At 58.4% G+C, this 25161-nt stretch carries 21 protein-coding genes, 1 pseudogene and 1 riboswitch; of the genes and pseudogenes, 15 read left to right on the forward strand and 7 right to left on the reverse strand.

All coding sequences use genetic code 11. From position 1 onward, the window contains the following. Positions 1–122: 122 nt before the first annotated feature. Together HMPREF9241_RS03140 and HMPREF9241_RS03145 are read right to left on the reverse strand one after the other, a co-directional pair. Positions 123–1655: a sensor histidine kinase gene (locus tag HMPREF9241_RS03140; RefSeq protein WP_006680829.1), complete on the reverse strand. Its 1533-nt coding sequence runs from the start codon at positions 1653–1655 to the stop codon at positions 123–125. Between the two features lie 7 nt (positions 1656–1662). Continuing rightward, on the reverse strand, positions 1663–2373 hold the full coding sequence (locus tag HMPREF9241_RS03145) for a response regulator transcription factor (protein WP_040318511.1): 711 nt from the start codon (positions 2371–2373) through the stop codon (positions 1663–1665). A 189-nt stretch (positions 2374–2562) separates the two neighbouring features. Between HMPREF9241_RS03145 and HMPREF9241_RS03150 the strand changes: the two genes are divergently transcribed. The 6 genes from HMPREF9241_RS03150 (at position 2563) to HMPREF9241_RS03175 (ending at position 9017) form a co-directional block, all read left to right on the forward strand. Beyond that, a complete protein-coding gene (locus HMPREF9241_RS03150) occupies positions 2563–3033 on the forward strand; it encodes a PH domain-containing protein (RefSeq protein ID WP_219810945.1) in 471 nt (156 codons plus the stop codon). Further along, positions 3030–4703, forward strand: a complete 1674-nt coding sequence (locus HMPREF9241_RS03155; RefSeq protein ID WP_006680832.1) for a PH domain-containing protein — start codon at positions 3030–3032, stop codon at positions 4701–4703. The genes HMPREF9241_RS03150 and HMPREF9241_RS03155 overlap by 4 nt, the downstream gene beginning before the upstream one ends. A gap of 145 nt (positions 4704–4848) precedes the next feature. Beyond that, positions 4849–5760, forward strand: a complete 912-nt coding sequence (locus tag HMPREF9241_RS03160; RefSeq protein WP_006680833.1) for a Rossmann-like and DUF2520 domain-containing protein — start codon at positions 4849–4851, stop codon at positions 5758–5760. A gap of 114 nt (positions 5761–5874) precedes the next feature. Then, the gene (gene panC / locus HMPREF9241_RS03165) at positions 5875–6807 is read left to right on the forward strand and encodes a pantoate--beta-alanine ligase (protein WP_040318365.1); all 933 of its coding nucleotides are present in this window, start codon (positions 5875–5877) and stop codon (positions 6805–6807) included. A gap of 4 nt (positions 6808–6811) precedes the next feature. Beyond that, the gene (gene panD, locus HMPREF9241_RS03170; protein WP_006680835.1) at positions 6812–7234 is read left to right on the forward strand and encodes an aspartate 1-decarboxylase; all 423 of its coding nucleotides are present in this window, start codon (positions 6812–6814) and stop codon (positions 7232–7234) included. 190 nt (positions 7235–7424) lie between these two features. Continuing rightward, positions 7425–9017, forward strand: a complete 1593-nt coding sequence (locus tag HMPREF9241_RS03175; RefSeq protein WP_040318366.1) for a lysine--tRNA ligase — start codon at positions 7425–7427, stop codon at positions 9015–9017. Positions 9018–9188: 171 nt separating this feature from the next. Here the strand turns inward: HMPREF9241_RS03175 and HMPREF9241_RS03180 are convergent, their stop codons facing one another. Further along, positions 9189–10139 carry a sugar-binding transcriptional regulator gene (locus HMPREF9241_RS03180; RefSeq protein ID WP_040318513.1) on the reverse strand — a complete coding sequence of 317 codons (951 nt, stop codon included), beginning with the start codon at positions 10137–10139 and terminating at the stop codon, positions 9189–9191. 433 nt (positions 10140–10572) lie between these two features. Here HMPREF9241_RS03180 and HMPREF9241_RS03185 point away from each other — a divergent pair, with 433 nt between their 5' ends. The 3 genes from HMPREF9241_RS03185 (at position 10573) to HMPREF9241_RS03195 (ending at position 13675) form a co-directional block, all read left to right on the forward strand. After that, positions 10573–11355: an MIP/aquaporin family protein gene (locus HMPREF9241_RS03185; protein ID WP_006680838.1), complete on the forward strand. Its 783-nt coding sequence runs from the start codon at positions 10573–10575 to the stop codon at positions 11353–11355. Positions 11356–11462: 107 nt separating this feature from the next. Next, positions 11463–12989, forward strand: coding sequence for a glycerol kinase GlpK (gene glpK, locus HMPREF9241_RS03190; protein WP_006680839.1), 1527 nt, complete (start codon positions 11463–11465; stop codon positions 12987–12989). 107 nt (positions 12990–13096) lie between these two features. After that, positions 13097–13675 (forward strand): NYN domain-containing protein, encoded by a 579-nt coding sequence (locus HMPREF9241_RS03195; protein ID WP_006680840.1) that lies wholly within the window; start codon positions 13097–13099, stop codon positions 13673–13675. Between the two features lie 171 nt (positions 13676–13846). On the opposite strand, the gene HMPREF9241_RS03200 is transcribed toward HMPREF9241_RS03195, so the two are convergent. Both HMPREF9241_RS03200 and HMPREF9241_RS03205 read right to left on the reverse strand, forming a co-directional pair. Next, positions 13847–14563: a PspA/IM30 family protein gene (locus tag HMPREF9241_RS03200; RefSeq protein WP_006680841.1), complete on the reverse strand. Its 717-nt coding sequence runs from the start codon at positions 14561–14563 to the stop codon at positions 13847–13849. 172 nt (positions 14564–14735) lie between these two features. Next, positions 14736–16793, reverse strand: a complete 2058-nt coding sequence (locus HMPREF9241_RS03205) for a TPM domain-containing protein (protein ID WP_006680842.1) — start codon at positions 16791–16793, stop codon at positions 14736–14738. A 164-nt stretch (positions 16794–16957) separates the two neighbouring features. Here HMPREF9241_RS03205 and HMPREF9241_RS03210 point away from each other — a divergent pair, with 164 nt between their 5' ends. The 3 genes from HMPREF9241_RS03210 (at position 16958) to HMPREF9241_RS03220 (ending at position 19713) form a co-directional block, all read left to right on the forward strand. After that, positions 16958–17335: a cold-shock protein gene (locus HMPREF9241_RS03210; protein WP_006680843.1), complete on the forward strand. Its 378-nt coding sequence runs from the start codon at positions 16958–16960 to the stop codon at positions 17333–17335. Then, positions 17328–18188 (forward strand): DUF3027 domain-containing protein, encoded by an 861-nt coding sequence (locus HMPREF9241_RS03215; protein WP_006680844.1) that lies wholly within the window; start codon positions 17328–17330, stop codon positions 18186–18188. The genes HMPREF9241_RS03210 and HMPREF9241_RS03215 overlap by 8 nt, the downstream gene beginning before the upstream one ends. A gap of 76 nt (positions 18189–18264) precedes the next feature. After that, positions 18265–19713 (forward strand): NCS2 family permease, encoded by a 1449-nt coding sequence (locus tag HMPREF9241_RS03220; protein ID WP_040318367.1) that lies wholly within the window; start codon positions 18265–18267, stop codon positions 19711–19713. 253 nt (positions 19714–19966) lie between these two features. On the opposite strand, the gene HMPREF9241_RS03225 is transcribed toward HMPREF9241_RS03220, so the two are convergent. Then, the gene (locus HMPREF9241_RS03225; protein WP_006680846.1) at positions 19967–20755 is read right to left on the reverse strand and encodes a DUF4352 domain-containing protein; all 789 of its coding nucleotides are present in this window, start codon (positions 20753–20755) and stop codon (positions 19967–19969) included. A 268-nt stretch (positions 20756–21023) separates the two neighbouring features. On the opposite strand from HMPREF9241_RS03225, the pseudogene HMPREF9241_RS09780 reads away from it, so the two are divergent. Next, positions 21024–21401: pseudogene (locus HMPREF9241_RS09780) on the forward strand (FGGY-family carbohydrate kinase); the annotation flags it as partial. A gap of 32 nt (positions 21402–21433) precedes the next feature. Next, positions 21434–22747 carry an MFS transporter gene (locus HMPREF9241_RS03235; protein WP_006680847.1) on the forward strand — a complete coding sequence of 438 codons (1314 nt, stop codon included), beginning with the start codon at positions 21434–21436 and terminating at the stop codon, positions 22745–22747. Between the two features lie 129 nt (positions 22748–22876). Here HMPREF9241_RS03235 and serC read toward each other — a convergent pair whose 3' ends face one another. Further along, positions 22877–24010, reverse strand: a complete 1134-nt coding sequence (gene serC, locus HMPREF9241_RS03240) for a phosphoserine transaminase (protein WP_006680848.1) — start codon at positions 24008–24010, stop codon at positions 22877–22879. Positions 24011–24241: 231 nt separating this feature from the next. Between serC and HMPREF9241_RS03245 the strand changes: the two genes are divergently transcribed. Next, entirely contained in the window at positions 24242–24919 is a 678-nt protein-coding gene (locus HMPREF9241_RS03245) for a metal-dependent transcriptional regulator (protein ID WP_040318369.1), read from the forward strand. A 77-nt stretch (positions 24920–24996) separates the two neighbouring features. Beyond that, positions 24997–25159, forward strand: a riboswitch (cyclic di-AMP (ydaO/yuaA leader). Positions 25160–25161 lie beyond the last annotated feature (2 nt).

Below are 25161 nucleotides of genomic sequence, written 5' to 3' on the forward strand. Positions count from 1 at the left end.
ATAGGAATAAGGCATTTCCGGTGGTCTACGTCTCATTGTGGATTGAGGAGGCCTGCGCGTTCTCGAAGTGAAAGAAGCGCGTGGCAGGCGCGCTGGGTGCGTGGGGCCTACCGGTCTGGATCCTACTTTTCTACGTCGGTGGGGCTGATGGCTGGTGTGTCCGGGTTCGTGTCTGCGGGGGAGCAGAGGAGCGGGAGTTCGATGCGGGCGGTCAGTCCGCCTCCTTTAGTTTTGCTCAGTGTGGCGTTGCCGCGGTGGGCATTGATGATGCCGGCAATGATGGCAAGACCAAGGCCGGAGCCTCCCTGTGTGCGAGCACGTGACGTGTCGGCGCGGTAGAAGCGTTCGAAGACTCGCGATTGGTCTGCTTCTGCGATGCCGGGACCGTGGTCGCGGAATTCGACGACGGCCGTGTCTCCTGTTTTGCCGAGTGCGATTTCGACGGGTGAGCCCGCGGGGGTGTAACGGACGATATTGCCAATGAGGTTGGTGAATACCTGTGATATGCGGTCGCGGTCGGCTTGCGTCACCAGTGTCATGGGTGGTTTGTGTCCGCTGAGAGACGTCAGGGCAACGGAACGAGTGGGGTCCAGTGCCTGCAGGTCAAATACGGCGTTGCCGGCAAGTTTCACCAAGTCGATATCGGTGATTTCAAGGGGGCGTCCCTCGTCCAAGCGAGCCAGGGTCAGAAGGTCTTCGACCAGTGAGGCCATGCGCGTTGATTCTGATTGGATGCGTCCCATGACTTCGTCGACGCGTTCATCGGGAACGCCACCCATGGAGTAGAGCTCGCAGTAGCCGGAGATCGCGGCTAGTGGCGTGCGTAGTTCGTGGGATGCGTCAGACACGAAGCGACGGATCTTCTGTTCTGACACTTGTCGAGCGTGGAATGATTGCTCAACCTGGGTCAGCATCGCGTTGAGCGACAGGGACAGAGATCCGACTTCGGTGCTTCCCGGTTGGGAAGGAACGCGTTGTGTGAGGTCGCCGGCGGCAATCTTGCCCGCGGTCGATTCGATTTCTCTCAGGGGAAGCAGGGAACGGCGAACCAAAGTGTGGCCCAGGAATGCGCCGACGAAGACGATGACAACACCGGCGATCGAGAAGTAGGTGCCCGTGGTGCGCAGGGTGCGTTGAACGTCTGTCAGAGGAAGAGCGATCGTCATGGTGCCCAGGGGCGTGTGTGCCGTGGAGGATGCATAGAGCGGGAAAGCGACCGCGCGCCAGTTGGAGCCCAGTTTAGTCGAGGGCACGGTAACGGGGTTAGTGATCTCGTCGGAGGTTTCCGAAATCTGCGTAGTTGCAAGCAGATCCGGGATCACGGGTGTTCCCGATGTTTCCAACGTTCCCGGGTAGTAGTAGGTCGTATCGTCGCCGCTTATGGAGCGTGCGTGAATGTAATACAGGGTGGGTAGACCCGAGGTGCCGTCTTTAATCGACGTGTTTTCGCCTCGAATGAAAGAGCTCGCCGTGACGCGCAACTGTTCGTCAATCTGAGACACCAGATGGCGTTGCAGGAGGCCTACCATGACCGTTCCAGACATGATCAGCCCCAGAGCCAACAGGGTTGTAATCAGGGTGACCAGCTGAGTAGAGAGGGGACGACGTTCCCAAAAAGTACGCAGGTGGCCAAGCGGTCCCGAGGAGCTACTCATGTATTCCTCAGTCGTCGGCGCGCAGGATGTATCCGACACCGCGCTTGGTGTGGATCAGTTCGCCGCCCGCACCTTCGACTGCCAACTTGCGACGCAGGTAGGAGATATACGATTCGACGATCGCAACTTCTCCACCCCAGTCGTATTCCCACACGTGATCCAAGATCTGCATCTTCGACACGACGCGTCCCTCATTGATCACCAGGTAGCGAAGAAGCTTGAACTCTGTGGGGGACAGGTCGATTTCGACGCCCGCACGGCTGACCTCGTGCGCATCCTCGTCAATGATCAGGTCGCCGACGCGGAGCTTGCCATCGTCTTCGTCGGAGCCGATGGTGCGTCGCAAGATGGCGCGGATACGGGCAACGACCTCTTCAAGGCCAAAGGGCTTAGTAACGTAGTCGTCGCCACCGACAGTCAGACCCTGGATCTTGTCGCGCATATCGTCGCGTGCGGTCAGGAATAGAACGGGGACTGTCGCTCCTGCTTCGCGCAGGCGACGGGTCACGGTGAATCCGTCCATGTCTGGCAACATGACGTCCAAAACGATCAGGTCAGGGGCCTCGTCCATGGCGATACGGTAGGCGGAGTGGCCATCTTCCGCGGTCAGGACATCGAATCCGGCAAAACGAAGTGATGATGCCAGAAGGTCGCGAATATTCGGCTCGTCGTCAACGACGAGCAGGCGAGCTTCTTCCTCAGTGCCTGTGCGTGTCATATCCATAGTGTGACTGATATTTCTGAATGTTTCCTGAATGGTTTGCGAGAGTCGCATGTGTGCGTATAAAAGCCCGTTTCTGTGCCACACCATTTACTCAGCACTTATCAACGACCTGTGTATATGGCACGATAGAACTCCAAGAACACACATGAGGGAACCCCGAAAGGACCAGCGATGCTCGATCCAATGAGCCCACCCGATGTGGAGTTCCACTCCGTATCGCCCAAGCTTGCCCAGGTCCGCATCATCACGACGATTCTGACGTTCCTGCCTCTGCTCGCCGGCGGAGTCGCGCTCGCGGTTCTCGTTTCGAAGTGGTGGTGGATCGGATTCGCGGTTGTTGTCATCATGATGGTCTGGTCGCTGGCGATTATTCACCGTCAGGTTCGCGCGATGGCATTTGGCACGGGCGATGACGATTTTTTGATCCGCAAGGGCATTATGTTCCGTCGTCTGACGTTGATTCCTTACGGTCGTATTCAGTATGTGGAACTCTCTGAAGGTCCAATTGCTCGCCACTACGGCATCGCAGAGCTGAAGATTCATACGGCGTCCGCATCGACGGATGCGACGTTGAACGGTGTTCCGGTTGCTGAAGCCGCTCGCCTTCGCGACATGCTTGCCGAGCGTGGCACGGCGGAATTGGCTGGCCTGTGAATAAATCGAATGAATCCGCCCCTTTGCGCGCCACGCAGGGCGGTGTCTCCGACGAGCAGTGGCGCAAACTGCACCCGGCATCTCCGATTATCCATGCGTGGAAGGCGATCGTGGCTCTGCTTGCGGTTGTCACCTATCAGAATTTCGACACGGTTGCCGATATTGCGAATTCTGATTTTGTTCGCCATCAGACGCTCTCGCTGGTCGTTGGTGTCATTGTCGGTTCGGCCTTCTTGATTTTTCTTGCGATCGCGCTGTTTTCGTACTTCTCGTGGAAGTTCACGTCTTTCGCCGTTGTCGACGAAGGCGTGTATTACCGCGCTGGCATCTTCGTGAAAACGTTGAAGCACGCTCGCCTGGATCGCATTCAGGCGGTCGATATTCATCATCCGTTGCTGGGGCGTATTTTCGGCTTAGGCAAGATCAACATTGAGGTTGCCGGTGGCGGACAGTCGAATGTCGAATTCGGTTTCCTTAAAACACAGGAATTGGATGATGTGCGCGCTGAAATCTTGGCGCGCGCTGCCGGCGTCTACTCTTCGCCAACTTCCGCTTCTGTGGAGGATGCGCCTCAGTCTGATTCCGCCATCGGATCGGGGGACGAGGCCGGCTCCATCGATCAGACACCGTCATCGGAACAGGCCGGTGCCTCGGTTCCTCAGCGTCCGGTGGTCGCTCCCGAACGAGTTCTGTACACGGTTCCTGTGGGCAGGCTTGTTGCTTCGCTGGTGACGAATATGGGCATGATCATTGCGATCCTGGTTGTGCTTGCCATCTTGGTCATGTCGGTTGTTTTGCTGATCAAAGTCGGAATTGAGGGGACGGCGGGTATCTTCTCTGGTTTTGCAGGTATTATTGCTGCCGTCGCTGCAATCTGGAGTCGTTTCGCAGGCGAATTTAACTTCACTGCAGCCGTTTCCCCGGATGGTATTCGCACTCGTTCGGGTCTTCTGGAAACCCGTAATCAGACGATTCCGCCACGTCGTGTCCACGCTGTTCTTGTTCAACAGCCGTGGCTTTGGCGTCGCTTCGGCTGGTATCGCGTGAAGATCACGCAGGCTGGCTACGGTGGCAAAACCGATAGTGATAAGTCTCAGCGTTCCGCTGACGTTCTTTTGCCGGTGGGCACTCGCGCTGACGCGGAGCTTGCTCTGTGGCTGGTGATCCGTGACTTGGGTGTGACTGACCCCGTTGCTTTCATCGAAGCTGCTTTGAATGGAACGCGCGAAGGGCAAGGATTCCTTCCCGTTCCGATGCGTGCGCGCCTGTTTGATTGGTTCTCTTACAAGCGTCGCGCAGTCGCGCTGACGGATACGTGCTTTGTGATCCGCAAGGGCTGGCTGACCTGGCAGACCGGTTTCATACCCGTGGAACGGATTCAATCCCTGGCGATCATTCAAGGTCCGTGGGAGAAAAGGCGCCAGCTGGTTGATGTGAATGCTTCCATCGTTCCAGGTAGTGCCCCAGAGTTGGCAGGCCACATTGATGAGGAAGCCGGCGTTGCCTTGCTTGAAGAGCTCCGTGCGAAGTCTCAGCTGAAGCGTGCCAGCGAGCCCGCGGAACACTGGATGCTGCGCGTCACGAAGGGTCTTGACGCCCGTCAGGATGATCAGAGCGTCTACGCGCCACAGGATGACCCCTCGTGTGAAAGCAGCGTTGACCGTAGGTGAAGATAACTTCGATTGTGATCGCGCCGATGTTCAGCTGGAAGCCGATGAATCGAGCGCGGCCTCGTCGATCGAATAACGGCGGGCGAATATCGACTACCGTTGAAGACGCGCGCCCGCGCACACCATCTACTCAAGGCGGCACATTGTGAGTGAGCAACCAGGCAGGCTTGACGTCGGACTCATCGGCATGGGGACGGTCGGTCCTGTCATCGCTTCCGCTCTACGTTCCGTGGGGCATCGAATCGCCGGCGTCGTCGCGCACACGGACGCTGAGCGTGAGCGTGCGGAGATGATGCTCCCGGGCGTGGCGATCATGGATGAAACCGAGGTAATTGCCGCATCGGGCTTGGTGATTCTGGCCGTTCCCGACGGAGAAATCGAGCCTCTGGTCAAGGGCCTTGCCGACATGGGCGCGTGGAAAATGGGGCAGATCGTCTGTCATCTGGCCGGTCCGTTTGGAACCGGGATTCTGGCGCCCGCGCAGGCGAATGGCGCGATTCCGACCGCGATTTACCCCGTTATGACATTCACGGGTATGAGCCTTGATATTCCGCGTCTGTCGGGTACTCCGTTTGCTGTCAGCGCGCCCGCACCTTTCTTGCCGATCGCGCAGGCGCTGGTTGTGGAAATGGGTGGTGAACCCATCGTTGTCGACGAAGATGCTCGCCCGGCAGTCCACGCGGCGCTCACGCTTGGCACGCTTGGGATCGTGACGGCGGTCGTCCAGTCGTTGGCTGGTCTTGAACGTGCTGGGATTGAGGACCCCGCCCTCTTCGCTTCTTCGCTTCTGGCTGGAACGGCAGAAAAAGCGCTGTCTGAAATTGAGCGGGCTTTTGCGGCTCCGATTGCGAACGGCGATACGCAGGTCATTGCTGAACATGTGAAAGCGCTGGCTGGCCTGCTCGCATCCGACGGTGATCGTGATGCTGGGGGTGATTTCGCGGATATCTACCGCGTGCGTGCGCATCAGGCGACCGACATCCTCTATCGACGAGGCCACCTGAGTGATCGAGCGTGCGACTCGATTAAAACGGCGTTGATGGAAGGCGGGCTCTGACGCTGGTTGTCCGCGTCGTGTTGGCGCAGAATTGGCAGTGCGTCAGTCAGAAACGTGGGGGAATACTCGCCCTTAGAGGTCGCATATGAGTCTGCCTACTACGACAATGGAAGTATGACGAAACGACCAGTGCTCACTCATACGCGTGAAGAACTTGCCGCAGCGCTGAAGCCATTGACCGGCTCGCGTGCTCTGGTGATGACGATGGGCGCCCTGCATTCGGGGCATTTGGAGCTGGTCAAACAGGCGAAGGCGCACGGTGACCACGTCATCGTCACGATTTTCGTGAACCCCACGCAGTTTGCTCCGGGTGAGGACTATGACGCCTACCCGCGCACGCTCGAAGCGGACATGGACGCGCTTGAAACCGTGGGCGCGGATGTCGTGTGGGCGCCGAGCCCCGAAGATGCCTACCCCGAGCCCGTCACCGTTTCGATTGATCCCGGTCCGATTGCTCGCGTCCTAGAAGGCAAGACTCGCCCGACCCACTTCGGTGGGGTTGCGCTGGTGTGCACGAAGGTCATGGGTCTCGTTTGCCCAGATGTTGCACTGTTCGGCGAAAAGGATGCTCAGCAACTTGCGATGTTGCGCCATGTGTTCCGCCAGCTCGACGTGCCGGTGACCGTGATCGGCGTTCCGATTGTGCGTGATGCCGACGGCGTTGCCCTGTCCAGTCGCAACCGCTACCTGTCCGACGAAGAGCGTGTCCGCGCTCGTGCTCTCAACCAGAGCTTGACGCTGGGTGTTGAAGCGGGTCGTGCGGGCGCACCTGCCACCCAGATTATTGACGTCATACGAGGCCACGTCGAGGCGACCGGCGATATCGACATTGATTACATCGCGCTGGTTGATGATGGAACCTTCGATATCCTGGGCGCCTACGGATCGGCAGAACTGACGTCGGCTGATTCCTTGCGTCCCGCAACCTTGAATCAGGCGGGGGAGCGCGAATACCGTCTGCTGCTCGCGGTCAAGGTTGGCGCCACGCGCCTGATCGACAATATGCCGTTTGTGGCGCCTGTTGAACAGGGGAATGCCGGTGAGTGAAATCATGCGCTCGATGATCCAGGGCAAGATCCACCGCGCCACCGTCACGGGTGCTGACCTGCACTACGTCGGTTCGATCACCATCGATGAGGAGCTGCTGGACGCGGCGAACATTGCGCCCGGGCAACGAGTCGACGTTGCAGACGTGAACAATGGCAATCGCCTGTCCACCTACACGATCGCCGGTCCGCGAGGCTCCGGTGTCATCCAGCTCAACGGCGCCGCTGCGCACCTCGTGAACCTCGGCGATCTGGTCATCATCATGGCCTACTGCCAGGTTCCAGAATCCATGGTGAAAGGCTGGGAGCCCGCCGTCGCATTCGTTGACGCTGACAACCATATTGTCGAGGTCGGGTCCTCAGCGGGGACGGTTCCAGAAGACTCTGATCGCGCTCGCGAACTCGGCCTGAAGTCGTCCGGCACGTAGTGCCTCTGTCCCTCCCCGCGTCTCTTTTTAAAACGGGCAACGGTGGCATAGGCATACGTTGAAGTGTCCGGCCTCGTCGATACGAGTGCCAAGGTGGAATAATCCGCGAACTGACGTTGTGCGATGTGGCACTGCACCCACTCGCGTTCCCTATGCGAAATGGGTGCGGTGATGCCGTTAAACTGGCAGGGTGACTGACGTGAATACAAACCCAGCTGCCCCGGAAAACGACGACGCCCCCGAACAGGTGCGTGTCCGCCAAGAAAAGCGCGAGCGCCTGCTTGCCGAAGGAGGCCAGGCCTACCCGGTCGTCCTGGCGATTACCACTTCGATCGCCGATGTTCGTGAAAAGTACGCTCACCTTGAAACCGGCGAAGAAACTCAGGACGAGGTCGGTATTGCCGGTCGCGTGATGCTTGCTCGCAACGGTGGCAAGCTCTGCTTCGCAACCCTGATGGATGGCGCCGGCAACCGTATTCAGGTCATGCTGTCGGCCGCAGAGGTCGGTTTGGATTCGCTGGCTCAGTACAAGACCGACGTGGACCTTGGTGACCACCTGTTCGTGCACGGTCGCGTCATTTCCTCGCGTCGTGGCGAACTGTCGATCATGGCATGCCCTGGCACCGCGCCCGCCGACCTGTTCACGCCCGGCATCAACGAAGGCGACCCGGTCCCCGCATGGCAGATCGCTGCAAAGGCGATCCGCCCGCTACCGAAGACCTACACCGGAGAAGACGGCACCGAAATGTCCCTGTCTGAGGACCTGCGTGTTCGTCGCCGCTACCTCGACATGATTGTTCGCCCGGCCGCCCGCGACATGGTGCGTATGCGCGCCAATGTTGTGAAGTCGCTACGCAACTACTTCGATGAAGCTGGCTTCATCGAGATCGAAACGCCGATGCTGCAGAACCTGCACGGTGGCGCGGCCGCACGCCCGTTTTCGACTCACATGAACGCCTACGACACCGAGCTGTTCCTGCGCATTGCGCCCGAGCTGTTCCTCAAGCGTGCGGTTGTCGGCGGCGTCGACAAGGTCTTCGAAATCAACCGCAACTTCCGTAATGAGGGCGCGGACTCTTCGCACAGCCCCGAATTTACGATGCTCGAGGCATACGAAGCCTACGGTTCCTACGACACGATGGCTCGTCGCACCCGTGAGTTCATCCAGAAGGCGGCACGCGACGCCCTGGGCACCGAGGTCGTCACCCTGCCTGACGGTTCGTCCTACGACCTTTCGGGTTCGTGGAAAGAAATCTCGATGTTCGAGGCCACGGCTGACGCTCTTGGTCGTGAGTTCACGGTGAATACTCCGCTGGACGAACTGGTGAAGATCGCCGAAGAACTCGGTGAAGACGTTGCTGACCACTGGGGTCCCGGTAAGGTCGCAGAGGTTATCTTCGAAGTCGCCGTAGGTGACAAGCTGTATGCGCCGACCTTCGTGCGCGACTACCCCGAAGACTCCAGCCCGCTGACCCGCGGACACCGTTCCAAGCCGGGCATCGTCGAGAAGTGGGACCTGTACGTCCGAGGCTTCGAACTGGCGACAGCCTACTCCGAACTCGTCGACCCGGTCATCCAGCGCGAGCGTTTCGAAGCGCAGGCGCTTGTTGCGGCAAAGGGTGACCCGGAAGCAATGGTCTTGGACGAAGACTTCCTGATGGCCATGGAGTACGGTATGCCACCGGCAGGTGGCATGGGTATGGGCCTTGACCGCCTGCTGATGGCTCTGACCGGTCAGGGTATCCGTGAGACCATCACGTTCCCGCTGGTCAAGAAGCTCTGAGCATTCCCGGACCGGCCTCTTGAACGTTGTCATTGATGGGCTTCGTGCGCAGATCGCCTAGAACACGTCCTTGTCAACCGGAGTGTGGTGTCTGCTTGGATAAAGAAAAGTGGAGTTCACGATTGTTGTGAGCTCCACTTTTCTTTGGTTTTTGGCTGGGTATGATCTGGCTTAGCGCCTAGGGGCGAGGCCACGCGCCTGCGCCGCGCGAGTGCGAACCAGATCAAGCAGTTCGCGTGCCACGCCATCGTCAAGGACGAGGTCGGTGGCGACGTGTGCGCGCAGCGCGCCAAGTAGCGGGAGCGCCTTCGAGGCACCAGCTACGACGCAGAGGCGACGCGGGATCTTGCGGAGAGTCTCTGGGCTGGGCCCGGAAGCTCGGCTGTTGAGTTCCATGTCTGTTGAGCCGTCTTCGCGCAGGAGGACGGTGCAGACGTCGCCGACAACGCCGTCCTTCTGGGCCATTGCGATTTCTTCAGTGTCCAGGAAGCCACCCGAATAAACGTGGGAGGGCAAGCGTGCCGAAAGTGAGCCGACGCCGAACAGAGCGATATCGCAGTCGTCAATCGTCTTCAACACGGTCTGAACCGAGCGCTCGCGCCAGAGCTGCTTCTTTGTCTCTGCGTAGTCGAAGAACGTGGGAACGGGGAAGTGGACCATGCGTCCGCCCATTGCGCGCGCTGCGCGGGAAATAATCGCGTCTGCGTACGGCATGCCGGACTCGGTAGCGGTCGCGGCCCCGTTGAGCTGGACGACGGTCGATCCGGGGAAGTTGACGCGTGGCATACAACGGGTGATCTCTGAGGTCGTGTTGCCCCATGCGATGCCAAGGGTGACACCGGGTTTGAGCATGTCGACCAGACGTTCCGCCGCGACAAGCGAGACGTTATGAAGTCGGTTGACTTCGGTGTGGACGTCATGGACCGGAACAACGGACGTCTGTACGCCGAAGATTTCAGAAATTTGACCGGCAAGGGTTCCTTTGTGTCCTGGAGCGGCGCTCACTGAGATGCGAACCAAGCCGGTGTCGCGCGCGTAGGACAGTAAACGAGAGACCGAGGAGCGTGATACGCCAAGGTGGCGTGCGATCGTCTCCATGGTCTGGCCTTGGAGGTAATACATTGATGCGGCTTCATGAGCCTGTTCGTCACGAATCGTCACGTGTCATAGTCTGCCATGCACAGGCGTGCAGGTCTAACTGTTGAATGTCCAATCCTTTGGGAGACTGTGCGATTTGGTGAGCGTGCACACATTGGAGAGGTAAGTGTCCCCTCAGATGCACGGTTGTGCACAGGGGCAGGTTCGATGTGCAAACGCTGTCATACTGTGTGGTGTCCAGGTGAAGACATCACAGGTCAGCGCGGGTTTGTTCTGCGACCGCAAAGTGCTCACGAGCGGTCCTGCGAAACAAGCGGAGTCTTGAAAAAGAATTCGTATGTGACGCGGTAGACTTTTCGCACTTGGCGTGATCAGTCCTGTCTCGCTAAAGGAACCCTGCGGGTGGGAAACCGCCCGACAATTCGATGCAACGAAGCATCGAAGAAAGATTGGAAAAATGCTCGCAACACTTCTTCCTCTTGCGCCGCATGAACTCACTGCCGGACATATCTTCATGTCTGAGTTCCTCGGTACAGCAGTCCTTCTCCTCCTCGGTGGTGGCGTCGTTGCTACCAACCTCCTGCCCAAGTCCAAGGGCAACGGCGGCGGTTGGCTCATGATTAACTGGGGATGGGGCCTCGCAGTTCTCGCAGGCGTCTACGTCGCATACGACTCGGGTGGCCACCTCAACCCTGCAGTCACCATTGCTAAGGCCGTCGGTCACATGATGGATTCGTCCGTCGAACTGGCCCCCGGCGTTGCCGTCACTGCAGCAAACGTTGGCATCTACTTAGCAGCTCAATTCCTCGGTGCATTCGTTGGTGCAATCCTCTGCTGGCTGACCTTCAAGCAGCACTTCGATGAAGATCTCGACCCGGCCCTCAAGCTCGGCGTCTTCTCGACCGCTCCCGAGATTCGCAACGGATTCTGGAACACCCTCACTGAGGCCATCGGCACCTTCGTCCTGATCCTCTGGGTCTTCGTCTCCGGCTACACCGAAACCGCGATTGGCCCGCTCGGCGTTGCACTGATCATCGTCGTCATCGGTAACTCGCTCGGTGGCCCCACCGGATACGCGATCAACCCGGCCCGTGACCTCGGCCCGCGTATTGCTCACGCAATTCTCCCGATCAAGGGTAAGGGTGGCTCCGACTGGGGCTACTCCTGGGTCCCGGTCGTCGGCCCGATCATCGGCGCCATCGTCGCAACACTCGTTGCATTCGGCTCCGGCTTGGCCTGAACCTAGAGCTTTGGCACTCTAACCTTGCGTGGGGTCCCAGGCGGACTCGTCTGGGACCCCACGTTTCTATCTGAAACACAAAGAAGTGAACAGAAGGGACATCAGTCATGTCTAATGAAAAATTCGTTCTCGCGATTGACCAGGGCACCACGTCCTCCCGTGCGATCGTCTTCAACCACTCCGGCGAAATCGTCTCGGTTGGTCAGAAGGAATTCACCCAGATCTTCCCGAACCCGGGCTGGGTTGAGCACGATCCCGTAGAGATTTGGGAATCGGTTCGCACCGTCGTCGCCGAGGCGCTTCAGAAGGCAGAAATCAACGCCACCCAACTTGCTGCTGTTGGCATCACTAACCAGCGTGAAACCACCATCGTGTGGGACAAGAACACCGGCGAGCCCGTCTACAACGCAATCGTCTGGCAGGACGCCCGTACTTCGGAAATCGTCCGTGGCGTCGCAGCAGGCGACCCGCTGGGTACCGAACGTTACCGCCAGATCACCGGCGAGAACATCTCAACCTACCCGTCCGCACCTCGCATTACCTGGATCCTCGACAACGTTGAGGGAGCACGTGAGAAGGCAGAGGCAGGCGACCTGCTTTTCGGCACCCCGGACACCTGGGTTCTCTGGAACCTGACCGGTGGCGTTAACGGTGGCGTCCACGCAACCGACGTGACCAACGCATCCCGTACCCTGCTGATGGACGTTCGTGAGCTCAAGTGGCGCGAAGACATCTGCGCCGACTTCCGCATCCCGCCGGCAATGCTCCCCGAGATCAAGGCATCCGCAGACACCTACGGCACCGGTCGCCCGAATGGTCTGCTCGCAGGCGTTCCGATCTCCGGCATCCTTGGTGACCAGCAGGCTGCAACCTTCGGTCAGGCCTGCTTCGAAAAGGGCACCGCGAAGAACACTTACGGCACCGGTTGCTTCACCCTGATGAACACGGGTGAAGAGCCCGTCTTCTCGACCAACGGTCTGCTGACGACCGTGCTGTACAAGCTTGGTGACGCCAAGCCGGTCTACGCGCTCGAAGGCTCCGTGGCAGTTGCAGGCTCGCTGGTTCAGTGGCTGCGTGACAACCTCGGGATGATCGAGAAGTCCTCCGAGATCGGAAAGCTCGCTCAGACCGTTGAAGACAATGGTGGCGTGTACTTCGTCCCGGCATTCTCCGGTCTGTTCGCACCGTACTGGAAGGACGACGCTCGCGGTGCGATCGTTGGCCTGACCCGCTACGTGAACAAGGGCCATATTGCCCGCGCAGTCGAAGAGTCGACCGCATTCCAGTCCGCAGAGCTCATTGATGCAATGAACGCCGATGCAGGCGTCCCGCTGAAGGAACTCAAGGTTGACGGTGGTATGACGGCTGACGATCTGCTCATGCAGTTCCAGGCTGACATCTCCGGCGTGGACGTCATCCGCCCGGTCGTTGCAGAGACGACCGCTCTGGGTGTTGCCTACGCAGCCGGTATCGCAGTCGGCTTCTGGAATGGCACAGACGATGTCATTGCCAACTGGCAGGAAGACAAGCGTTGGAAGCCGTCCATGGACACCGCAGAGCGCGATCGCACCTACCGCCTCTGGAAGAAGGCTGTTACCCGCACCTTCGACTGGGTTGACGAAGACGTGAAGTGATCTGCTCACGCACGTGAGTAGGTAGTTTCCACTCGATAGGGCGTTGCTCGGCACGATAGGTGTCGAGCAACGCCCTTTTCGCGTAATAATCTTTTACTCTTGACCCTATGGATAACTATTCATTTAACGAAGAAAAAACCTACTTGATCGTTGACGGCGAAAATATCGATGCCACTCTTGGTATGTCAGTGTTGGATCGTCGTCCGAATCAAGAAGAACGCCCGCGCTGGAATCGAGTCCTTGAACGCGCCGAAGAACACTGGGGAAGTGAAGCGAAGGGCCTCTTCTTCCTCAACGGTTCTTCCGGTTCGCTACCGATGGGATTCGTTCAAGCACTCATCGCCATGAACTACTCGGTGATCCCGCTTTCGGGTCCTGCCGACGTGAAGGTCGTTGACCTTGGTTTGCAGCGCACGATGGATGCGATCTCAGAGCTGGACTCGGGCTCGGTCATTCTTGCCAGCCATGACGCTGATTTCGCTCCTCAAGTTGAGCGTCTGCTGGATCAGGGACGTCGTGTCGCGATCCTCTGCTTCCGCGAATTCCTGTCGACCGCTTTCCATGAGCTGGAAGCCAAGGGCTTGGAGATCCTTGACCTCGAATACGATCTGCACGCATTCCAGGTAACTCTACCGCGACTGAGCATCATCGACGTCGACGACTTCAACCCGTTCGACTACCTGTAAAAACCGCCAGCCGGGCTGTTTGGGGCCTGTGCGTCAGTATGCCTGTGCCTGAGGCGATCAGGTGCCGGATAGTTCGTCAAACCTCAAACAGAAGTGGTGCGGGGCACTGCCCCACACCACTTCTGTTTGATTCAGCTACTCGCTGGTCGCAATGACGTTCGAGCTGAGCGATCAGTCCTTGTTCTTGAGCTCTGCCAGGCGCGCTTCGATTTCAATCTCGGAGGCGTCGGTTTCGAGTTCTTTAAACTGTGCGTCGAGGGACGAGGCCGCGACCTCTGCCTGACCCTGTGCCAGTGCTTCGGCGCGACGGACACGCTCTTCGTAGCGTGCGAGCTCTGACGTCGGATCGAGCACGTTGATAGATGCGACAGCGTCATTGACCTTGGTCTGTGCCTCTGCGGTCTTCTGCCGTGCCACCAGCTGATCGCGCTTGGACTTGAGTTCTTCGAGCTTGTCCTTCATCTGAGCAAGGCCGGTCTTGAGCTTCTCAACAACCTCGGTCTGTGAGGCGATGATTGGTTCTGCGTCCTTGGCTTCGCCTTCAAAGGTGATCTGCTTGCCGATCGCTGCCTTGGCGAGCTTGTCCCACTTGTCAGCGCCTGCAGCATCGCCGCCTGCACGCATTTCGTCTGCCTTCTGCGAAGCGGCCAGAGCCTTGCGACCCCAGTCAGCTGCTGCGGCAACGTCTTCTTCGTGGTCTTTTTCTGCCAGACGCAGGTTGCCGACAGTCTGGGCGACTGCGGTTTCGGCTTCTGCGATGGAGTTCGTGTAGTCACGGATCAGCTGGTCAAGCATCTTTGCCGGATCTTCAGCGCGATCCAAGAGGGCATTGATGTTTGCTTTTGCGAGCTGGGAAATGCGACCGATGATGGACTGCTTTTCTGCCATTGTTCCTGTCCTTCGCTGGATGGATTGCGCGATTATCGCGTCACCTCCATTTTAGAGTGTGACACCGAATACTTCCTGTGAACGGACTGCATATCCGTTCGGTGTGAAGGTGGAGCCGAGATGGCTGGTGCCCTGCAGGGCATTCCTGCAAGGCACCAGCCATATGTTCAGATCAGAAGGAGCCGGAGCTACCGCCACCGAATCCGCCACCGCTTCCGCCGAAGCCTCCGCCAGAGAATCCGCCACCGGAGCTTCCTCCTTGCCCGAGGCTACGACCGACATCCATCAGGACAGACCACAGCAGGGCATTGCCAAGGCCGGTGTTATCGGTGAAGATTCCACCGCTTCTATTCGTGTGGTGTTTGAACTGATCAGCCTGCCTGTATGAGGGATCGTTTATCGGGGTTGACAGCACGGTAAGGGCCGCGCTACGCGCGCTCTTCGCCAGGGTCGTTGCCTGATCGGGGTCAGTTTGGACAAGTGCAACAGCCTGATCGAGTTCAGCCTTAGCCTCAGCGAGTTTGGAACGGACGTCCAACGGGATGACGCCCCGGCGTCCCTGAATGTAAGAGTCAGCTCGCGCGTACTGGGCTTGAGCGTCGGACACGGCGTTCCGTGCTGCCTGGACCTTGCGTTCTCTTGCGTCAGCCTGAGAACGAAGTGGTTCAAGCGCGGCGTCCAGCTGAGATTCGGCCAAACGTAGGTTTTCCAGCGCAGCCAGCGGGTCACCACTTCCTGTGCGTGCGCTTTGAGCCTCGGCTACAGCCTTCTGTGCTTCGGCAACAAGCGGTGCGAACGCTGCTGAGTCTGCCTTCAGGGTCGTCACGTCGGAAAGATCCGAGGTGATCGAAGCAATTGCCTTCGTCAGAACCTCGTTCGCGGCAGCGAGATCGTGCTTGGCGCTCATGATTGCCTCGGTCTGGTGTCCCGCCATCGCGAGTGCTCGGCGAGCAATATCGAGTTGCACCAGTGCTGCTGACGGATCAGAGGTTGCGAGGGAGGTTGCTTGGTTCGCAGCGACCGACGCTGAATCAAGGAGAGCGCGTGCCTGCTGAGGATTGTCCGTCAACGAGGCAACGGTCGTGGACGAGTACAGCGTCTGAAGGGCGGTGAGTTCAGCTTCCACGCTGGGCAACGCTGCGATTGCCTCAGAAATGCGCGTCTTCACGTCCGTGGCCTGCGTGGGAACGCTTGCCTCTTCATCGCGAAGCTGGCTGAATGCCTTCTGTTGCTCAACCAAAGCTGGCATGACCTGGTTCAACTCATGTTGCAGCGTAAGCGCAGCCTCGGTACGCGAACGAGAGTCGGGGGCCTCGTTCATCGTTTGCTGGGCAGTAAATGCCTTCGCGATGCCCGCTTGAGCGGCAGAAAGTGCCTTCGCATATGCGTCGGTCTTCGTTTCACCGAACTGAGCGCGCGCGAAATCAAGCTCATCGGCGGCCGAACGTACCAGTTCGTCTGCCTGAAGGAGCAGAGTCGAAGATTGGTTGGTCAGGGCCAGTACCTGATCCTCGGTCAATGACGGAAGCTGATCGCCGGGTGCCCAAGGGCGGTCAGCGGTTGCCTTCGGAGCGGGGGTTGAAGTGCCCTTCGCCTTGTTGCGCTTCACGAAGAACACAATCAGTCCACCGATAACGACAAGGATGACAACGGTGCGGATCCACCTGAATCCCGACTTCTCGGAGGAAGGAGCGTCGGTCGACGAAGAGTGTGAAGAAGAGGACGAGGTTTGACCTGTCACGGTTGATGTCAACGTTGAAATAAAGGTTGTTGCTGCATCCGTCGTCGTATCAGCGTCCAGAGGATTCGATGCGGCAAGAACTTTCTTTGCTGCCGACGTTGCGCGCGTGATATCCGAATCGGTGACAAGTTGCTGATCAGCGTTGCCACACGTTGCGAACATGCGCTCTTCATAGGCAATCACGTAGATGATCGACTGATGTGACAATCCGGAGTTCAAACCCGAAGTCTTGCACCATTCAATTGGCTCAGCACCCGAAAAATCGGGAACCGTCACGAAATAAACCTGCAAACCGGCAGACCCGGCCTCGTCCGCGGAAGAGGATATTTCCGAAACGTGAGAGTCACTGAGCCAACCCGAGGGGTCGGTCACCGACGTTGAAATAGTGACAGGGGATGTGGCAAGTGCTGGCGCGCCAAGGTCTGCAATCAGGGCGATACCGACAACGGCACTGGCGCACGCACGCGAAACAGCGGAACGGAACGACATGGGGATCTCCTGACCTTTGAGCCGACCTGCAAGCGTTCAATAACTCGATGTTACCCGCCCCGTATTCATTTGGCGTTGAAAGCATGTAGCGCATTAAGGTGGCGGGCGCATTAGAATGACAGGACGAACGAAAACGAATGATTCCTAAAGGAAAGGGGAGCAACATGCCTACTGGCAAGGTGAAGTTCTTCGATGCTGATCGTGGCTTCGGCTTCATCGGCGGTGACGACGGTATGGAAGTATTCCTGCACGTTTCGGCGCTCCCCGAAGGAATTGAAACGGTGAAGCCGGGGACGCGCGTCGAGTACGGTGTCGCTGACGGACGCAAGGGTCCACAGGCACTGACTGTTCGCATCCTGACCCCAAAGAAGTCGCTTGCGGCGGCGCGTCACCGCAAGCCTGAAGCCATGGTCCCCGTGATTGAGGACCTCATCAAACTGCTCGATGCTTCCTCGACCAGCTTGCGTCGCGGAAAGTACCCCGAGAACGCGCCTCAGATCGCGAAGGTTCTTAAAGCAGTAGCCGAGGATTTCGATGCCTGACACACACGCTGGCGATACTGCGCCTGCACCCCAGACGCCCGCCAATGACACAACGGTGAAAACTTCGTCGCGCTCGCCTTCAACGCATAAGGGAGCGGTGCGCACCCCGAAGAAGGACGCGGTTCTTGCCCAAGCAGTCGACGTTGCTCGTGAATCCGCGAAGGCTGTTGCCCACCCGCGTCCCATCGGTGAACACCTTGGGTTCGTCATGGACTCAGAGCGCATCGGAACCCACTATTTCGCTTCCGCCGACGACGGCTATGTCGGTTGGGCGTGGGCAGTGACGGTTGCGCGCGTTCCGCGTTCGCGTCACGCGACCGTGTGTGAGGTCGACATGCTTCCTCGCGATGGTGCGTTGCTTGCTCCGCAGTGGATCCCGTGGGAAGACCGCCTGCGTCCAGGCGATTTGTCGCGCGACGATATCCTCCCCTACCAGGCAGAAGATGCCCGCCTTGAGCAGTCATTCCAAGATGTCGGCGAGGACATTGACTACCCGGAGCTGAAGGAAATCGGCTTGGGTCGCAAGCGCGTCCTGTCCGAAGAAGGCCGTAGTGCTGCCGTTGATCGCTGGTACAAGTCTGAGCAGGGACCGAAGTCGTCTCGCCCGCCACGTAACTCGTGCTCAACCTGTGGTTTCTTGGTGAAACTGTCGGGTTCGATGCGCACGGTGTTCGGTGTATGCGCCAACGAATGGGCTCCCGATGATGGTCGCGTGGTCAGCCTCGATCACACCTGCGGCGCACACTCGGAAACTGATGTTGCCAAGCAGGGAACCCAGTGGTCGGTTCGCCCGTCGCGTATTGACGACGGTGCACTGGACACCGAGAAAATGCCTGTGAATGTGACCCCGTAGGCACGGTGTCCACATTGTGTTGTGGCGCCCGACACGATTCTTGCCTGTGAGTTTCGCACGTTGGCACGATGAGTTCGTGAGCACACAACAGACTGCCGCTTCATCCCAATCAGCGGCCAAAGGTTCAATTGATTCGTTCTTCAAGATCAGCGAACGCGGATCTTCGATCGGCCAGGAAATTCGTGGCGGTGTCGTCACGTTCTTCGCCATGGCCTACATTCTTGTCGTGAATCCAGCCATCCTCGGGGCAGCACTGCCGGAGGATGGCTCTATTACTGCTCAGGGTATTGCGGCAGGTACCGCGCTTGTTGCAGGCGTTATGACCATCCTCATGGGTGTTGTCGCCAACTATCCGCTGGCACTTGCTGCCGGTCTGGGCCTCAATGCTGTCGTTGCTTTCACCATGGTTATAGGCATGGGCCTGAGCTATGCAGAGGCCATGGGTCTTGTCGCATGGGAAGGCATCATCATCCTGATCCTGGTTCTCACCGGCTTCCGTGAGGCAGTGTTCAAGGCTGTTCCTCATCAGCTGAAGACCGCTCTGACCGTTGGTCTAGGCCTCTTCATCACTCTTATCGGTCTGGTTGACGCCGGTATCGTCCGCGCAGGCGCCACCCCGGTTCAGCTGGGCATCAACGGCTCCCTGCAGGGCTGGCCGACCCTGGTCTTCGTCTTCGGCCTGTTTCTGACCTTCGTCCTCTACATCCGTAAGGTCAAGGGTGCCGTCTTCATCTCGATCGTCTCTTCGACGATTCTGGCCGTCATCGTCGAAGCCGTTCTTCACCTTGGTATGAAATCGGATGAGAACGCTACCGGTTGGGGCCAGACCATTCCGGCTCTCGACGGTTCACCTGTTGCCGTCCCCGTGTTCAACACGCTCGGCAAGGTCGACATGTTCGGCGCATTCGGTAAGGTAGGCATTGTTTCCGTCGCCTTGCTGATCTTCTCGCTCATGCTGGCTGACTTCTTCGACACGATGGGTACCATGGTCGCCGTCGGCGCCCAAGGCAATCTGCTCGACGAACAGGGCAACCCACCGAAGACTCGCGAAATCCTGGTGATCGACTCCCTCGCCGCCGCCGTCGGTGGTTTCGGTGGCGTTTCCTCGAACACCTCCTACGTTGAGTCCGCAGCGGGTGTCGCTGAAGGCGCACGCACAGGTCTTGCGTCTGTCGTCACCGGTATCCTCTTCCTCCTCTCGACCTTCCTTGCACCGCTCATGGAGCTCGTCCCCACCGAAGCCGCTTCGACCGCTCTGGTCTTCGTTGGTTTCCTGATGATGACCCAGGTTACCGAGATCGATTGGCAGGCCCCGGAAATCGCTCTTCCGTCGTTCATGACCATCGCCTTCATGCCCTTCGGCTACTCCGTCTCTGTCGGTATCGGCGTTGGCTTCATTACTCACACCGTCATCCAGGTTGTTCTTGGCCGTGCGAAGAAGGTCCACCCGCTCATGTGGCTGGCTTCGATCCTCTTCGTCGTCTACTTCCTGCTTGGGCCGATCCAGGCTCTGCTGGGAGTCTGATCTCCTCGCAACAGATCGTGTGATGCGCAGAGGTGTGATGCTCTGCTTGACTGATCACCAATCGTCCGAATGGAAAGACCCCACGGTGCATTGAACTGCTCCCCATTAGTCGGTGTCTGATTTCTCAGTCCAACTAAAGGGGAGCAGTTCATTCCTCGAGGTCGCGAGGGCGTTCGTCGGTGCGTGATAAGCCAGCGGGGCCGTCGATGCAGTGATGCTCCAACGGCCCCGATGTACAGTGGAATCGACTCGACTACTTGACGGCGAAGAACTTCTTATCCGCAAGCAGTTCCGCCTGGACAGCGAGAGTGCCTTGCTCGATCCCATCGGTCGGGACCTCGATGACGATGTTTCCGGTCGTCGATGCGCCATTGAAAAGGGGAGACAATTGGTCGAACTCCTCCGGCGCGACAGTCAGCTTCTGAGAAGACGCCAGGTTGTACGTCTTGCCGTCCTTGCTGACGAAGTCGACCGTCGCCCAGGGCATCTGACCCTGGGAGTCATTGCCGAGGTAGGTGGCCGTTATGTTGATAAGAACATAGGAGAAGCCATCCGTGGCCGGCTCGTTGAAATCGCTTGCGGCGGCAACCTTCTCATCCGCATTGAGGTCGACGGAGTTGACGGTGACCTTCCAGTCCTTCGTCGTGATCTCCGAGCCGATGGGGAGAGGATTCTCCCTGGAGGAGCCGGCATCGCCCTCATTCGTAGCGGGGGCGTTCGATTCGGCGGGAGTGCTTTGAGGCGACGAGGCTGCGGGGGTCGAGGTCGTGGTCTCAGTGGTCAGCGCCTGATCTACGGCGTGGTCGATGACGGCGATGAAAGCAATGGCTGCGACGATGGTTCCAACGATGGAAATGATGATCGCTGCGAGGCCTTGACCATGGGCCTTGTCCTTCTGAAGCACGGCGACGAGTCCGAGGACGAAGGAGGCGGGCAGGAGGATCCACCCGAGGATTATGATGCCGGGTACACACGAGAGAATTGTTCCGGCGATGGCGAGGATGAGCGCGACGAGTCCGAGCGTATTGCGCGGCTTCTTCACAGGGATCTGGGGATTAACGGGGGGAGGGGGGGGAGGGAACTTCCTGAGGAGTTGCAGCTCCCCCTTCGAACGGGGTGCTCACTTCGGGCCTTTCGCATAGGTGGTGATGGAATGTCGACGCTGAAGACGAGCGAGTGAAGTGACTGCGCAGGAGGTCGGCGTGACGTTTCTCATCTTAACAAGTACCGGCTTCATCTGAGGCTGACGTTGGCGCGATTAGTGGAGTCCCGCATAGTGGTGTCCCGTCTTCGCCTTTCTCAAGCGCGGGGATTTCGTCAGAGAGGCGGCGGTCGCGACTGCAGGAGCCGCGCATCGGTGGTACGTGAAGAATGCTCTACCGCGTGGAACATACGACCGAAGTGATGAACTGGCGGCGCTGGAACTCGACGCGGGGGTGCCCTTCTTCTTCGCCCGTCTTTCCGATCAAAATCGCGGTAGGTGGTCGAAGGCGCCGAGCGGGGTCTTCTGGGGCCTGCAGCTCGGGACCACTGATGCGGACCTCGCCCGATGCGTGTATGAGGCCATCGCGTTCGAGGTCGCGTCATGGTGGGAGCTGATGGGTCTTGGGGCTTCAGCGCTTCGAGTCTTCGGGAGCAGTTCACATTGCCGTGGGGCTTTTCGTATGCTTGAAACAGCTATTTCTTAGGTCTCCGAAAAACTAGGGAGGCGCATCCGCGCGTGTCACGTACTTTCCATTCGTTGCGTTACTTCAACTTCCGATTGTGGTTCTTCGGAAACATTATTGCCTCGACGGGCATGTGGATGCAGAGGGTTGCGCAAGACTGGCTGGTTCTGACCGTTCTGACGAAGAACTCTGGCACGCAAGTGGGTGTTGTCACCGCTTTGCAGTTCCTGCCGATTCTGTTGTTGTCACCGTGGGCTGGTTTGCTTGCTGATCGTCTGAATCGTCGCGCTCTGCTACAGGCGATGCAGTTGGCGAACGCGCTCCTGGGCTTGATCTTGGGCGTGCTGATTCTGACGAATACAGCCCAGCTTTGGCATGTGTATGTGTTGGCGTTGTTGGGTGGCGTTGCTGGCGCGATTGATTCACCTGCGCGCCAGGCATTTGTGTCTGAACTGGTTCCGGCTCAGTCTTTGTCGAACGCTGTCGGTTTGAACTCGACGGCCTTTAATGCTGCGCGTCTGCTTGGCCCGGCTGTTTCCGGTTTGTTGATTGATGCGATCGGTACTGGCTGGGTGATGATCGTGACCGCTGTTGCGTTCTTTGCTCCAGTTTTGACGCTTGCGTTGATGCGTTCTGCAGATTTGGTTCCCCGCAAGGTTGTGAAGCGTTCGCCCGGCCAGATTCGCGAGGGCGTTTCCTATGTGAAGAATCGTCCCGACATTGTGCTGATCCTGGTGATTGTAGCGGTCGTGTCAGGTTTGGGCATGAACTTCCAGCTGACCAGTGCCCTGATGGCGACTGAGGTCTACGGCAAGGCTGCGGGCGAGTACGGCATTCTGGGTTCGTTTATGGCAGTGGGAGCTTTGACCGGTTCACTTCTTGCTGCGCGTCGCGCTCAGCCTCGACTGCGTCTGATCGTGTCGGGCGCGGCGATTTACGGTCTGCTTGAAATTGTGTTGGCTTTGGCTCCGACGTATGAGTCGTTCGCGGTTCTTGCAATCCCGACGGGCCTTGCAATGTTGACCATGGTGACGGCAGCGAATGCGACTATTCAGATCACCACGGAAGAGAGTGTTCGCGGTCGCGTGATGGCTCTCTATTCGATGATTTTCATGGGCGCGACGCCGATCGGCTCGCCCTTCATCGGTTGGGTGGGCGAGCAGTTTGGTGCCCGTTGGTCGATTCTTGTCGGCGGTGGAGCTTCCCTAGCGATCGGAGTTATCGCGGGCGTGTGGGGTCTGATTCATTGGAATTACCGGGTCAAGTTCCGTGTTTCGGCGCACCCGATCGAGGTCGAGGGCCCCGCGGAGCGCGCATACCTAGCTACTCTGCTCGCTGAAGCTGAACGGAACGCGACCGGAAAGTAGCGTGTCAAGTGCCTGCGCGCTGAGCGTCGTGCAGGTTGCGCCTAGTAGGACCTCGTTATGTTCCAGCTTGCGTCCACGTTCTCTGCGGTGGATTATCGCGATCGACGAGGCCTGGGCTGACCTTTGGGGTCACAGTGCTCGTTCGAGCGCCCAATCGATCGACTCCAGAAGTGCTTCGACGTCCGAAGTTGGAGTCGAGGGCCATGTCGCGATGCGGAGCTGGTTGCGACCAACCCCGCGGTAGGCATCGATGTCGACGATGCCCGATGCTCTCAGGCCGTCAGACAGGACCTTCACATCGACCACGTCGTCGAATTCAACGGTGACGACAACGGGGGAGCGCCAGTCCTTATTCTCAACGAAGGGGTGAGCAACTGACGAGGCGTCGGCCCAGGCGTAAATCAGGTCGGAAGCGGCGCGAGAGCGCGCTTCCATCGTTTTTAAGCCACCACCGGCATTCATCCACTGGATTTGTTGATCCATCATGATCAGCGTCGCCACAGCCGGCGTATTCAGCGTCTGATCCTTACGCGAGTGAGAAATCGCCACCGAAAGGTCGAAGAAGGTCGGCATCCAACGGTCGGTCGCCCCATGCAATTCTTGTGCGCGTTCGACGGCTGCAGGGGAGAGGATCGCCGCCCACAGGCCACCGTCAGAGGCGAAAGCCTTTTGGGGAGAGAAGTAATAGGCGTCGGTGTTGGCAATATCAACGTGCGCAGCGCCGGCGATCGAGGTCGCATCCACCAGCGTCAATGCGTCTTCACCACCGATACGGTTCACCCGGCTGATCGTGCCCGTCGAGGTCTCATGGTGCGGATAAGCAAAAGCATCGGGTTCTTCCCCAGCGGTCCCGGCCTCGTTCCCCGTGAGCGTGACAACGGTGCCCAGCTGACCTTCAACGCGAAGCGCGTCGGCGAGATGCGGGGCCTTGTCCACCTCTTTGGCGAATTTTGCGCCGAACTCCCCGAAGGTCGCGAACGCGGCCTGCTTGCGAATGAGCGAGGCCGCCGCCACGTCCCAAAACGCTGAGGCGCCACCGTTGCCAAGGGCGACTTCATAGTCATCGGGAAGATTGAACAAGGTCGTCAATCCCTCGCGGATTGAATGGACAACATTCTTCACCGGGGACTTGCGGTGCGAGGTCCCCATCAACCTAGGCGTCTTCAACGCATCAATCTGCTCCGGGCGCACACGCGACGGGCCGGAACCAAAGCGGCCGTCAGCAGGAAGGATAGAAACAGGAATCGGGGGGAATGTCTCCATAGGCTCAAACTTAGTCGCATTAGATGCGCTCGCGGAACATATTCCATGACACACATGGTGCTAAATACCGTGGGTGCTCACCGCGTATGCCTGTCCACCGTTTGGCGCAATATCAACGGAAATGACAATCGTCAGGTAAAAATACTCGATAACTCATATTCTCTTAAGTACCTGAAAACCTTTGAACGATGCACGATTCGTGCAGGGGTTCATCGTAGGAAAGGAACCGCCGTGGGAGACCTCATCGACACCACCGAGATGTACCTCAAGACCATTTTTGAAATGGAAGAGGATGGGGTGACGCCCCTGCGTGCACGCATCGTTGAACGACTTGATCACTCAGGTCCGACTGTTTCGCAGACCGTTGCTCGCATGGAACGCGACGGGCTTCTGCACGTTCTGGGTGATCGTCGATTGGAGCTGACTGAAGAAGGCCGTAAGCGGGCTGTAGAGGTCGTTCGTAAGCATCGCTTGGCTGAACGACTCCTGGTCGATGTCATCGGTTTGGATTGGGCGTGTGCCCACGATGAAGCATGCCGTTGGGAACACGTCATGTCCGACAAGGTTGAAGGTCGTCTGCTTGAGCTCTTGAAGGATCCGACAACGGATCCTTACGGTAACCCGATTCCTGGAATGGGCGTCGAGGTCAGTGGGCAGTCTGCGGAACTTGTGGCGCGTGCCCACGACGACCAAATTGTGAGACTCGTTCGTATCGGTGAACCTATCCAGGCTGAACATGACATCATCGCTGATTTTGCTGCGGCAAAGATTGGTCCTGGAGTCAGCATTATCCTGCGCGGAGAAGGCGATTATGTGCGGATTGCGCGCGCCGATCAGGATGCCTCTGACAGTGATTCCAGCTTCCGAATTCCTCTGGCGCTGGCGCCACATCTAGTAGTCGAAATGTGATTTGACTCCACTTCGTTACCTTTGCGTGACATTTGGGGGTCAAAGGTATAGAGTTCATAACGGTCGATAGGCCAGCCGTCCTTCATTTACCGAAGTTGGATCGTGAAGGGTCCGGTTCATTTGATCCAACTCGGGGGAACCAATTCGGCCCTTGTGGCCTTGGGGTGAAGCTTGGGAAACCAAGCCGGGCTCTCCTGCTCGAATCCGACAGCTGACCTCGAAGGTGCAAAAGGAGAACACTC

This window comes from Schaalia turicensis ACS-279-V-Col4, from assembly GCF_000296505.1.
Lineage (GTDB): Bacteria > Actinomycetota > Actinomycetes > Actinomycetales > Actinomycetaceae > Pauljensenia > Pauljensenia turicensis_A.